At 60.1% G+C, this 11,701-nt stretch carries 11 protein-coding genes; 7 read left to right on the plus strand and 4 right to left on the minus strand.

Annotated features, from left to right (window positions below; all coding sequences use genetic code 11):
- Positions 1-94: 94 nt before the first annotated feature.
- The 3 genes from QZR14_RS20260 to QZR14_RS20270 form a co-directional block, all read right to left on the minus strand.
- Positions 95-895, minus strand: coding sequence for a sulfite exporter TauE/SafE family protein (locus tag QZR14_RS20260; RefSeq protein ID WP_250604367.1), 801 nt, complete (start codon positions 893-895; stop codon positions 95-97).
- A 9-nt stretch (positions 896-904) separates the two neighbouring features.
- Entirely contained in the window at positions 905-2,149 is a 1,245-nt protein-coding gene (locus QZR14_RS20265; RefSeq protein WP_311997562.1) for an NAD(P)/FAD-dependent oxidoreductase, read from the minus strand.
- Between the two features lie 167 nt (positions 2,150-2,316).
- On the minus strand, positions 2,317-2,658 hold the full coding sequence (locus tag QZR14_RS20270) for an ArsR/SmtB family transcription factor (RefSeq protein ID WP_007915092.1): 342 nt from the start codon (positions 2,656-2,658) through the stop codon (positions 2,317-2,319).
- Positions 2,659-2,749: 91 nt separating this feature from the next.
- Here QZR14_RS20270 and QZR14_RS20275 point away from each other — a divergent pair, with 91 nt between their 5' ends.
- Together QZR14_RS20275 and QZR14_RS20280 are read left to right on the plus strand one after the other, a co-directional pair.
- Complete coding sequence (locus tag QZR14_RS20275; protein ID WP_311997563.1) at positions 2,750-3,613, plus strand: MBL fold metallo-hydrolase; 864 nt, start codon at positions 2,750-2,752, stop codon at positions 3,611-3,613.
- A gap of 125 nt (positions 3,614-3,738) precedes the next feature.
- The gene (locus tag QZR14_RS20280; protein WP_311997564.1) at positions 3,739-4,596 is read left to right on the plus strand and encodes a tyrosinase family protein; all 858 of its coding nucleotides are present in this window, start codon (positions 3,739-3,741) and stop codon (positions 4,594-4,596) included.
- Between the two features lie 3 nt (positions 4,597-4,599).
- Here the strand turns inward: QZR14_RS20280 and bkdR are convergent, their stop codons facing one another.
- The gene (bkdR, locus tag QZR14_RS20285) at positions 4,600-5,088 is read right to left on the minus strand and encodes a Bkd operon transcriptional regulator BkdR (RefSeq protein ID WP_007915088.1); all 489 of its coding nucleotides are present in this window, start codon (positions 5,086-5,088) and stop codon (positions 4,600-4,602) included.
- Between the two features lie 185 nt (positions 5,089-5,273).
- Between bkdR and QZR14_RS20290 the strand changes: the two genes are divergently transcribed.
- The 5 genes from QZR14_RS20290 (at position 5,274) to QZR14_RS20310 (ending at position 11,478) form a co-directional block, all read left to right on the plus strand.
- The gene (locus QZR14_RS20290; protein WP_077573470.1) at positions 5,274-6,509 is read left to right on the plus strand and encodes a 3-methyl-2-oxobutanoate dehydrogenase (2-methylpropanoyl-transferring) subunit alpha; all 1,236 of its coding nucleotides are present in this window, start codon (positions 5,274-5,276) and stop codon (positions 6,507-6,509) included.
- Between the two features lies 1 nt (position 6,510).
- Positions 6,511-7,569 carry an alpha-ketoacid dehydrogenase subunit beta gene (locus tag QZR14_RS20295; protein WP_003224000.1) on the plus strand — a complete coding sequence of 353 codons (1,059 nt, stop codon included), beginning with the start codon at positions 6,511-6,513 and terminating at the stop codon, positions 7,567-7,569.
- Complete coding sequence (locus QZR14_RS20300; RefSeq protein WP_250604358.1) at positions 7,570-8,844, plus strand: dihydrolipoamide acetyltransferase family protein; 1,275 nt, start codon at positions 7,570-7,572, stop codon at positions 8,842-8,844.
- 7 nt (positions 8,845-8,851) lie between these two features.
- Entirely contained in the window at positions 8,852-10,225 is a 1,374-nt protein-coding gene (gene lpdA, locus QZR14_RS20305; protein WP_311997565.1) for a dihydrolipoyl dehydrogenase, read from the plus strand.
- A 233-nt stretch (positions 10,226-10,458) separates the two neighbouring features.
- Positions 10,459-11,478, plus strand: a complete 1,020-nt coding sequence (locus QZR14_RS20310; protein ID WP_123450621.1) for a branched-chain amino acid aminotransferase — start codon at positions 10,459-10,461, stop codon at positions 11,476-11,478.
- The last annotated feature ends 223 nt before the right edge of the window (positions 11,479-11,701 follow it).

An 11,701-nucleotide genomic window follows, 5' to 3' on the forward strand; every position in this document is an offset into this window, starting at 1 on the left:
CGGCCCGAGCCTTCGGCAGCTCCTGCATGAATCGCATTCCCATGTAGGAGCTGTCGAGTGAAACGAGGCTGCGATCTTTTGATCTTCCCCACGCTCAGGCGCGAAACAGCATGTAGGCCGCCACCACCAGACACACGCTGGCAAACCCCACCTGCAATGCCCGCGCCGGCACCCGCGCACTGAGTTTGCGCCCGATGATCATGCCGACAATGCTGGCCACGATAAACGCTGCACCCTGCGCATCAATCCGCACACCGGCGTGAAACGAGCCGATCACCCCTATCACCGAAATCAGACTGATCACCATCAACGACGTCGCGACAATCCCGCGCATCTGCACATCGGTCAGTTGCTTGAACGCCGGCACGATCAAGAAGCCGCCACCGACGCCGAGCAAACCGGACACCACGCCGGTAATCGCGCCCAGTGCAGCCAGCGTTGCGGTGCATTTGGCGGTCCAGTCGAAGCGCCCGGTTTCTTCGTTGAGCATGCAATTCTTCTGACCCCAACTGGCGTGACCGTGATCGCTCGGCCCTTCCTGCTGACGCTCGCGGCGCAGCATGCGCCAGGCCACCATGACCATCAGCAGACTGAACAGAATCATCAGGATTTTCTCCGGCAACTGGTGCGCGAAGTAAATCCCCAATGGCGAAAACACGGCGCCCAACGCGGCAATCAACAACGCGGCGCGATAGCGCACCAGGCCATGACGCAAACCGTCGATAGCCCCGACCGCCGCCGCACTGCCCACCGCAAACAACGCCACTGGCGCTGCCTGGGTCATCGTCCAGCCGAGGCCGAGGACCAACGCCGGCACCGCGAGAATACCGCCGCCGGCCCCGGTCAAGCCGAGGACCAACCCCATCACCACACCAAACAGACTTGCCAGCAACATAGGGTTTTCTCAGTCGACTCTGGACAGAGTTGTCAGCCACTCGCGGCCCTTGAGCATGCCGTTCCAGTAGAACCACGGCAGCAAGGTTGCCTTGAGAAACCACGCCGAACGCCGCGCCACGGTCGGGTCCATCGGGAAGGTCGGCAGCAACTTGCCGGCATAGCCGAACTCGGCGAGGATCACCTTGCCCTTCTCCACCGTCAGCGGGCAGGAACCGTAGCCGTCGTACTTCAGCGGCAGCGGTTGCTGCTTGCGCAGAGCCAACAGGTTTTCCGCAACCACCACGATTTGCTTGCGCACTGCTGCGGCGGTTTTCGCGTTGCTGGTGCCGCAGATGTCACCCAGTGCGAACACCTTGGGATAGCGCGGATGCTGCAGGCTGTGTGGGTTGACCTCACACCAGCCAGCCGCGTCAGCCAGAGGACTTTGCGCGATGAAGTCCGGCGAAACCTGCGGTGGCACGACGTGGAGCAGATCGAAGGTTTTCGCCTCGAGGCTGGCATTGCCGTCCGCGTCCTTGACCTCGAACCATGCAGTTTTCGCCGGACCGTCGACCTTGACCAGGTTGGAGTTGAACGCCAGTTGTGCGTTGTATTTCTCGATGTACTTCATCAACGGCGGCACGAACGTCGCCACGCCGAACAGCGCGGCGCCAGCCAGATTGAATTCGACATGGATGTTGTTCAGCGCAGCGCTTTTACGCCAGTGATCGCAGGACAGGTACAGCGCTTTTTGCGGAGCTCCGGCGCATTTGATCGGCATCGCCGGTTGCGTGAACAGCGCATTGCCGCCGCGCAGTTTCTGCACCTGATCCCAGGTGTACTGCGCGTGCTGATAGCTGTAATTGGAGGTGACGCCGTGGTTGCCAAGGCTCTCTTGCAAGCCTTCGATCTTCTCCCAGGCCAGGCGCAGACCGGGGCAGACGATCAGGTTCTGATAGCTGACCGTGCGTTGGTCGTTGAGGGTGAGCTGGCGCTGGTCCGGGTCGATCGCGGTGACTGCCGCTTGCAACCAGTTCGCTTGCTTGGGCATGACCTTGTTCATCGGTCTTGCGGTGTCTTTGACGTCGTAGGCGCCACCGCCGACCAGTGTCCACGCCGGTTGGTAGTAATGCTGGGTGCTCGGGTCGATGACTGTGATCTTCAAGTGTGGATCACGCTTGAGCAGACTGGCGACAAACCCGATACCGGCCGTACCGCCGCCGATGACTACGATGTCTGCACTGATGGATGGGCCCCAGTGTTGATCGTTCATTGCTTGTTCCTTTTACTGCACGCAAGGATTTCTCAGCCTCTACACAAAACCCTGTGGGAGCTGGCTTGCCAGCGATGGCGGAGTTTCAGTCGCCATCAATGTTGGCTGACACGCCCTCATCGCTGGCAAGCCAGCTCCCACAGGGTAAGTGATGTATTGGCTGGCATTTATTGATGGCCCAGACTTTTCAGCACGGCTCCGCAATACAGGCCCGACAGGGTCTTCATCACCTGAATGACTTCCGGACTGGCCAGACCATAAAAAATGTACTTGCCCTCACGACGGGTCGCGACCAGCCCTTCATCCCGCAGGATGCCCAGTTGCTGCGACAGCGTCGGCTGGCGTACGCCGGTCATTTTTTCCAGTTCGCCCACGTTGCGTTCGCCCTGGGTCAGTTGACACAGGATCAACAGACGATCCTCATTGGCCATGGCCTTGAGCAACGCACAGGCCTTGGAGGCCGAGGCGCGCAGTTGGGCGACTTCACATTCGGTCAGACTGGATTGCATTTGCACGATGCCTTCAAGGTCACTTAAGCTGCGAACATTATGTTTTTAGATAAAGTGTTGCAACCCATTTTCCTTGTTCAGGTTGGTGTCCATGCCCGCGCAGATTGAAGCTTTCCTCGACCCCGCCTCCTCGACCTACAGCTATGTGGTCTATGAAACCGACGGTGGGCAGTGTGCGATCGTCGACCCGGTGCTCGATTACGACGGCGCCGCCGGACGCACCTGCACCGCCCAGGCCGACAAAATCATCGCCTTCGTCCGCGCGCACAACCTGCAGGTGCAGTGGCTGCTGGAAACCCATGCCCACGCCGATCACCTGTCCGCCGCACCTTACTTGCGCCGCGAACTGGGCGGGAAAATCGCCATCGGCGAATCGATCAGCAAAGTGCAGAACGTGTTCAAGGCGCTGTTCAATCTGGAGCCGGAATTCTGCGTCGACGGTTCGCAGTTCGATCACCTGTTCGCGCCGAACGAGTCATTCCGCATCGGCAACCTCAAAGCCACTGCCCTGCATGTTCCAGGGCACACCCCGGCGGACATGGCCTACTTGATCGACGGCGAACAGATTCTGGTCGGCGACACGCTGTTCATGCCCGACGTTGGCACCGCGCGTTGCGACTTTCCCGGTGGCAACGCCCATCAGCTGTTCAACTCGATTCACAAACTGCTGGCCTTCCCGGCCAGCGTGAAACTCTACGTTTGCCACGACTACCCGCCCGACGGCCGTGCCGCGCAGTGCCAGACCACCGTCGGCGAACAGCGCAAAAGCAATATTCATGTGCATGACGGCATCGATGAGGCGGCGTTTGTCGAGATGCGTACGAAGCGTGATGCCGGGCTGGGCATGCCGACGCTGCTGCTGCCGGCGATTCAGGTCAATGTGCGGGCGGGGAATCTGCCGCCGGCCGAGGAAAACGGCGTGGTGTACCTGAAGATTCCGCTCAATTCTCTATAGGAAAAAGTCGCTCGAACCCTCGCCAGATTATTTTTCCTACGAACGCTGGCGATAGTGATGAACTGGTGAAAATCCCCTCAGCGATCAGACTCCATTGGGCAAACATTCAATGGAGTTTTCGCAATATGGATATTCGTCGTAATCACCGAGACATGACACCGCAACAGAAATCCGCGTTCATCGAAGCGATCCTGATACTGAAAAACAACGTCGACAGCGTCCTGCGCCCCGGGCAGCAAAATCGCTACGATGACTTCGTGCAGATCCACAAAAACTCGATGGGTGGGGCCAATCCGCTGATACCCAATCCGCACCGCAGCCCTTTGTTCTATCCGTGGCATCGAATTCTGCTTCGCCAGTTCGAACTGGCCCTGCAGTCCGCCACCAATGATCCGACCATCACCCTGCCCTACTGGAACTGGCAACTGACCGGAGCCGACAACCCCTTCACGTCTGACTTCATGGGTCCAAACGGTGACAACCTGCAAGATCAACGCGTCACTGGCGGCCCGTTTTCCAGGGAGCACTCACAATTCGATGTCAGGGTCTGGGACGAGGGCATTGGCAACACCGGCATTCTTCGAAATCTGGGGGCAAGCGGCGCACTGCCCACGCCGCTGGATGTTATTTCGGCCCTCAACATAACGCCTTACTGGATGGATGAAAGCGGCTGGGAAAACGTCTCGGAAAGCCTTTTGCACAATCCGGTACATACCTGGATTGGCGGCAGCATGGCACAAGCTTCCTCACCCAACGATCCGATATTCTTCCTGCACCACTGCTACCTCGACTTGCTGTGGGAGCGCTGGAAACATCAGCATGCTGGAACTTCAGGCTTCACCAATGGGGCTGGCTCGGCAGACATGAATGAAACCGTTCTGGTCTTTCATCCTGCCAATGAACTGGCGCCCTGGGAGCAAAGCTTTACCGTCCAACAAACCCTCTATACCGCAGAACTCGATTACCGGTATGACTACATCTGACGTTCAGTTACCTAGCGTCAGGCCGTTCGCTGGCAGGGGCAACGCAGTCTTGTAGCGCACCTGCTTGAGCGCAAAGCTCGACCGGATGTTCGCCACACCGGGAACCTTGGTGAGGAAGTCCATCATGAAGCGTTCCAGCGACTGAATCGTCGGTACCAGGACCCGGATGAGGTAATCCGGGTCTCCGGCCATCAGGTAGCACTCCATCACCTCCGGGCGATCGGAAATGGCCTCTTCGAAATGCTGCAACGCCTCCTCGACCTGTTTTTCCAGACTGACATGGATGAACACGTTCACATGCAGCCCCAGCAGGTCGGCATCCAGCAGCGTCACCTGCTCGCGAATCAGGCCCAATTCCTCCATCGCCTTGACCCGGTTGAAGCACGGTGTCGGCGACAGATTGACCGAGCGCGCGAGGTCGGCGTTGGTGATACGCGCATTCTCCTGAAGGCTGTTGAGAATGCCGATGTCGGTACGGTCCAGTTTGCGCATGAGACAAAACCACCTGTTTTTTATGTTTATGCAGAATTTCTATCTGCAAATCGTCTTCAGCGCAACGAAACAGAGATAAATATTCTTCTTGGCCGGGCCTATGATTGTTGTAGGACAAGATTTCTTCTACCGAAGAATGACTGCCAGCTCACTACAAGAAATTCACAAGATCGAGCGTAGAAGCCATGACCCAAGCGTATGAACCGCTGCGCCTGCACGTCCCTGAACCCTCGGGCCGTCCCGGCTGTAAAACCGACTTCTCCTACCTGCATCTGACCGATGCCGGTACGGTGCGCAAACCTTCCATCGACGTCGAACCTGCCGACACCGCCGACCTGGCGCGTGGGCTGATTCGCGTGCTCGACGATCAGGGCAACGCCCTCGGCCCATGGGCTGAAAACGTGCCGGTCGAGATCCTGCGCAAGGGCATGCGCGCCATGCTCAAGACGCGCATCTACGACAACCGCATGGTGGTCGCCCAGCGCCAGAAAAAAATGTCGTTCTACATGCAGAGCCTCGGCGAAGAAGCCATCGGCAGTGCTCAGGCCCTGGCCTTGAACATCGACGACATGTGCTTCCCGACCTACCGCCAGCAAAGCATCCTGATGGCTCGCGAAGTGCCGCTGGTCGACCTGATCTGCCAACTGCTGTCCAACGAGCGCGATCCGCTCAAGGGCCGGCAGTTGCCAATCATGTACTCGGTCAAGGACGCCGGTTTCTTCACCATTTCCGGCAACCTCGCCACTCAGTTCATTCAGGCTGTCGGCTGGGGCATGGCCTCGGCGATCAAGGGCGACACGAAAATCGCCTCGGCGTGGATCGGTGACGGCGCTACCGCCGAGTCGGACTTCCACACCGCCCTCACCTTCGCCCACGTTTATCGCGCGCCGGTGATCCTCAACGTGGTGAACAACCAGTGGGCGATTTCGACCTTCCAGGCAATTGCCGGTGGTGAAGCCACCACCTTCGCCGGACGCGGCGTCGGTTGCGGCATCGCTTCACTGCGCGTGGATGGCAACGATTTCTACGCGGTCTATGCGGCATCTGCCTGGGCTGCCGAACGCGCCCGCCGCAACCTCGGCCCGACCATGATCGAATGGGTCACCTACCGCGCCGGCCCGCACTCGACCTCCGACGATCCATCCAAATACCGCCCGGCCGATGACTGGAGCCATTTCCCGCTCGGCGACCCGATCGCCCGTCTCAAACAGCACCTGATCAAAGTCGGTCACTGGTCGGAAGAGGAGCACACCGCCGTCAGCGCCGAACTTGAGGCCGAAGTGATTGCCGCACAGAAACAGGCCGAACAGTACGGCACCCTCGCCGGCGGCCAGATTCCAAGCGCCGCGACCATGTTCGAAGACGTCTACAAAGAGATGCCGGAGCACTTGAAGCGCCAGCGTCAGCAGTTGGGGATCTGACATGAACGATCACAACAACAATATTCAGTTGGAAACCGCCATGACCACGACCACCATGACCATGATCCAGGCCCTGCGCTCGGCCATGGATGTGATGCTTGAGCGTGATGACAATGTGGTGGTGTTCGGTCAGGACGTCGGCTACTTCGGCGGCGTGTTCCGCTGCACCGAAGGCCTGCAGACCAAGTACGGCACTTCCCGCGTATTCGACGCACCGATCTCCGAAAGCGGCATCGTCGGCGTCGCCGTCGGCATGGGTGCCTACGGTTTGCGTCCGGTCGCCGAGATCCAGTTCGCCGACTACGTCTACCCGGCTTCCGACCAGATCATTTCCGAAGCGGCGCGCCTGCGCTATCGCTCGGCCGGCGAGTTCACCGCGCCAATGACCCTGCGCATGCCATGCGGCGGCGGCATCTACGGCGGCCAGACCCACAGCCAGAGCATCGAGGCGATGTTCACCCAGGTCTGTGGTCTGCGCACGGTGATGCCGTCCAACCCGTATGACGCCAAAGGCTTGCTGATCGCCTCCATCGAAAACGATGACCCGGTGATCTTCCTTGAGCCGAAACGCCTGTACAACGGCCCGTTCGACGGCCACCACGACCGCCCGGTAACGCCGTGGTCGAAACACCCGCAAGCCCAGGTGCCGGACGGTTACTACACCGTACCGCTGGACGTCGCCGCAATCACCCGTCCGGGCAAGGACGTCACCGTGCTGACCTACGGCACCACCGTCTACGTCTCGCAAGTCGCGGCCGAAGAATCCGGCGTCGATGCCGAAGTCATCGACCTGCGCAGCCTGTGGCCGCTGGACCTGGAAACCATCGTCAAATCGGTGAAGAAAACCGGCCGTTGCGTGGTGGTTCACGAGGCCACCCGCACCTGTGGTTTCGGCGCCGAACTGGTGTCGCTGGTGCAAGAGCATTGCTTCCATCACCTGGAAGCGCCGATTGAACGCGTCACCGGTTGGGACACCCCCTACCCGCACGCGCAAGAGTGGGCGTATTTCCCTGGGCCGTCCCGAGTGGGTGCGGCGTTGAAACGGGTCATGGAGGTCTGAATGGGCACGCACGTTATCAAGATGCCGGACATCGGCGAAGGCATCGCAGAAGTGGAACTGTCGCAGTGGCACGTCAAGGTCGGCGATCTGGTGGTTGAAGACCAGGTGCTGGCGGACGTGATGACCGACAAGGCGATGGTCGATATTCCCTCGCCGGTGCACGGCAAGGTGATTGCCCTCGGCGGTCAGCCGGGTGAAGTCATGGCCGTTGGCAGTGTGTTGATCAGCATCGAGGTTGAAGGTGCCGGTAACTTGAAAGAGTCCGCCGCACCCGCGCCCGTCAAAGAAGCACCGGTTGCGCCGAAAGTTGAAGCTGCTGTCGAAAGCAAACCCGCTCCGGCTGCCGCACCACGTCCGGCTGCGGTTTGCCAGGGCCCGATGGTTGCCCGCGAAGCCGATGAGCGCCCACTGGCCTCACCGGCCGTGCGCAAACATGCGCTGGATCTGGGCATTCAATTGCGTCTGGTGCGCGGTTCCGGCCCGGCCGGTCGTGTGCTGCACGAAGACCTTGAAGCCTATCTGGCGCAAGGTCAGTCGAACGCTTCGGCACCGGTTGCCGCCGCGTACGCCCAGCGTAACGACGAAGAACAGATTCAGGTTATCGGCATGCGCCGCAAGATCGCCCAGCGCATGCAGGACGCTACTCAGCGTGCTGCGCACTTCAGCTACGTTGAGGAAATCGACGTTACAGCCATCGAAGAACTGCGCACGCATCTGAATGAAAAACACGGCGCCAGCCGTGGCAAGTTGACTTTGCTGCCATTCCTCGTCCGCGCCCTGGTCGTCGCCCTGCGCGACTTCCCGCAGATGAACGCCCGTTACGACGATGAAGCTCAGGTCATCACCCGCCTCGGCGCCGTGCATGTCGGCGTCGCCACGCAAAGCGATGTCGGCCTGATGGTGCCGGTGGTGCGTCATGCCGAGGCGCGCAGCCTGTGGGACAGCGCCGCCGAGATCTCGCGTTTGGCCAACGCCGCGCGCAATGGCAAGGCCAGCCGTGATGAGCTGTCTGGCTCGACCATCACCCTGACCAGCCTCGGTGCCTTGGGCGGCATCGTCAGCACGCCGGTGCTGAACCTGCCGGAAGTGGCGATTGTCGGCGTGAACAAAATCGTCGAACGGCCAATGGTCGTCAAAGGCCAGGTGGTAATCCGCAAGATGATGAACCTCTCCAGCTCCTTCGATCACCGTGTGGTCGACGGCATGGACGCAGCGCTCTTCATCCAGGCCATTCGTGGCTTGATCGAACAACCTGCCACTTTGTTTGTGGAGTAAGGCGCGCATGCAATCTCTGAACACTACGCTGCTGATCATCGGCGGCGGTCCTGGCGGTTATGTGACCGCGATTCGCGCCGGGCAACTGGGCATCCCGACGATTCTGGTCGAAGGCCAGTCGCTGGGCGGCACCTGCCTGAACATCGGCTGCATCCCGTCGAAAGCGCTGATTCATGTAGCTGAGCAGTTTCACCAGACGCAGCATCACAGCCAGCATTCAGCGCTGGGCATCAGCGTTTCCGCGCCGAGCCTGGACATCAGCAAAAGCGTCGAGTGGAAAGACGGCATCGTTGATCGCCTGACCACTGGCGTCGCGGCGCTGCTGAAAAAGAACAAGGTTCAGGTCATCAATGGCTGGGCCAAAGTCATCGACGGCAAAACCGTCGACGTCGGCGACACGCGCATCCAGTGCGAGCATTTGGTTCTGGCCACTGGTTCGACCAGTGTCAACTTGCCGATCCTGCCGATTGGCGGGCCAATCATCTCCTCCACCGAAGCGCTGGCACCGAAATCCGTGCCCAAACGTCTGGTGGTGGTGGGCGGCGGTTACATTGGTCTGGAACTGGGCATCGCTTACCGCAAGCTCGGCGCCGAGGTCAGCGTGGTCGAGGCGCAGGACCGCATCTTGCCGGCCTACGATGCGGAGCTGACGCAACCGGTGCACGACGCGTTGAAGCAACTGGGTGTGAAACTGTACCTCAAGCACAGCGTGCTGGGTTTCGACGGTACTTTGCAGGTGCGCGATCCCGAGGGCGAAACCCTGAATCTGGAAACCGATCAGGTGCTGGTCGCCGTCGGTCGCAAACCGAACACGCAAGGCTGGAACCTCGAAGCGCTGAATCTGGACATGAACGGCTCGGCCATCAAGATCGACAACCGCTGCCAGACCAGCATGCGCAACGTCTACGCCATCGGCGACCTGAGCGGCGAACCGATGCTCGCGCACCGGGCCATGGCCCAGGGCGAAATGGTCGCCGAGCTGATCAGCGGCAAAACCCGCGAGTTCAACCCGACCGCCATCGCCGCCGTGTGCTTCACCGACCCGGAACTGGTGGTGGTCGGCAAGACGCCGGACGAGGCCAAGGCTGCCGGGCTGGACTGCATCGTCTCGAGTTTCCCGTTCGCCGCCAATGGCCGTGCGATGACGCTGGAGTCGAAAAGCGGCTTCGTGCGCGTGGTCGCTCGTCGGGATAACCATGTGATAGTCGGCTGGCAAGCGGTGGGCGTGGGTGTTTCGGAGTTGTCGACGGCATTCGCGCAAAGCCTGGAAATGGGCGCGCGCCTGGAAGACATCAGCGGCACCATCCATGCGCACCCGACCTTGGGTGAAGCGGTGCAAGAAGCGGCGTTGCGTGCCCTCGGGCATGCGTTGCACCTGTAATTGGTGATGGCAACACCGGCCCCTTCGCGAGCAGGCTCGCTCCCACATTTGAAATGCGTTCCACCTGTGGGAGCGAGCCTGCTCGCGAATTCTTGAGGGCAACACGATTTATCTGTGTGTCATCCGATAGTCCGGGCTGCGAAACCGCTCAAGAATGAAGTATTGTTGTGCCCATCCAAAAAACGTCAGAAGCCTTGAACCGTTTCGGCGGTTGTTCAGTGATAGAGGGTGTCATGGGTAACGAAAGCATCAATTGGGACAAGCTGGGTTTTGACTACATCAAGACCGACAAACGCTATCTGTCGTACTTTCGCGATGGCGAGTGGGACAAAGGCACCCTGACCGAAGATAACGTGCTGCACATCAGCGAAGGCTCGACGGCCCTTCACTATGGCCAGCAGTGCTTCGAAGGCCTGAAGGCCTATCGTTGCAAGGACGGCTCGATCAACCTGTTCCGCCCGGATCAGAACGCCGCGCGCATGCAACGCAGTTGCGCCCGCCTGCTGATGCCGCACGTGTCCACCGAGCAGTTCATCGAAGCGTGCAAGCAAGTGGTTCGCGCCAACGAGCGCTTCATCCCGCCATACGGCACCGGCGGCGCGCTGTACCTGCGTCCGTTCGTGATCGGCGTGGGTGACAACATCGGCGTGCGCACCGCGCCGGAGTTCATCTTTTCGGTGTTCGCGATCCCGGTCGGCGCCTATTTCAAGGGCGGCCTGACCCCGCACAACTTCCAGATCTCCAGCTTCGACCGCGCTGCTCCACAAGGCACCGGTGCGGCCAAGGTCGGTGGCAACTACGCCGCCAGCCTGATGCCGGGCTCCCAGGCCAAGAAAGCGCACTTCGCTGACGCCATCTACCTGGATCCGCTGACCCACAAGAAGATCGAGGAAGTCGGTTCGGCCAACTTCTTCGGGATCACCCACGACAACAAGTTCATCACCCCGAACTCGCCGTCGGTCCTGCCAGGCATCACCCGCCTGTCGCTGATCGAACTGGCCAAGACCCGTCTGGGCCTGGAAGTGGTTGAAGGTGACGTGCTGATCGACAAGCTCTCGGACTTCAAGGAAGCCGGTGCCTGCGGTACTGCTGCGGTGATCACCCCGATCGGCGGCATCAGCTACAACGACCACCTGCACGTGTTCCACAGCGAGACCGAAGTGGGTCCTGTGACCCAGAAGCTCTACAAAGAGCTGACTGGCGTGCAGACCGGCGACATCGAAGCGCCAGCGGGCTGGATCGTCAAGGTTTGATCTGACGGCTGCTGATGCACAAAAGCCCTCCACCGAGTGATTGGTGGGGGGCTTTTTTGATTGTGGTTGTTGGTTTTTTTTGTGTAAGGCTGGAGATCTTTTCCCCCTCACCCCAGCCCTCTCCCCCAAGGGGAGCGAGGGGGAAAGGGGGCCGATTTTTGTGCTTTTCAAAACCTGAGTTCGACGCGAGCTTTCAGGTCGATGTAGTGCGGGAGAACACCTC

The sequence above is a fragment of the Pseudomonas sp. rhizo66 genome, from assembly GCF_031931925.1.
In the GTDB taxonomy this organism is placed as follows: Bacteria; Pseudomonadota; Gammaproteobacteria; order Pseudomonadales; family Pseudomonadaceae; genus Aquipseudomonas.

Excerpts from the sequence above, each read along its gene's own strand:
- QZR14_RS20275 (WP_311997563.1), top strand. The coding sequence starts at position 2,750 with ATGCCCGCGCAGATTGAAGCTTTCCTCGACCCCGCCTCCTCGACCTAC.
- QZR14_RS20270 (WP_007915092.1), bottom strand. The coding sequence starts at position 2,658 with ATGCAATCCAGTCTGACCGAATGTGAAGTCGCCCAACTGCGCGCCTCG.
- QZR14_RS20265 (WP_311997562.1), bottom strand. The coding sequence starts at position 2,149 with ATGAACGATCAACACTGGGGCCCATCCATCAGTGCAGACATCGTAGTC.
- bkdR (WP_007915088.1), bottom strand. The coding sequence starts at position 5,088 with ATGCGCAAACTGGACCGTACCGACATCGGCATTCTCAACAGCCTTCAG.
- lpdA (WP_311997565.1), top strand. The coding sequence starts at position 8,852 with ATGCAATCTCTGAACACTACGCTGCTGATCATCGGCGGCGGTCCTGGC.
- QZR14_RS20295 (WP_003224000.1), top strand. The coding sequence starts at position 6,511 with ATGAACGATCACAACAACAATATTCAGTTGGAAACCGCCATGACCACG.
- QZR14_RS20260 (WP_250604367.1), bottom strand. The coding sequence starts at position 895 with ATGTTGCTGGCAAGTCTGTTTGGTGTGGTGATGGGGTTGGTCCTCGGC.
- QZR14_RS20290 (WP_077573470.1), top strand. The coding sequence starts at position 5,274 with ATGACCCAAGCGTATGAACCGCTGCGCCTGCACGTCCCTGAACCCTCG.
- QZR14_RS20300 (WP_250604358.1), top strand. The coding sequence starts at position 7,570 with ATGGGCACGCACGTTATCAAGATGCCGGACATCGGCGAAGGCATCGCA.
- QZR14_RS20310 (WP_123450621.1), top strand. The coding sequence starts at position 10,459 with ATGGGTAACGAAAGCATCAATTGGGACAAGCTGGGTTTTGACTACATC.
- QZR14_RS20280 (WP_311997564.1), top strand. The coding sequence starts at position 3,739 with ATGGATATTCGTCGTAATCACCGAGACATGACACCGCAACAGAAATCC.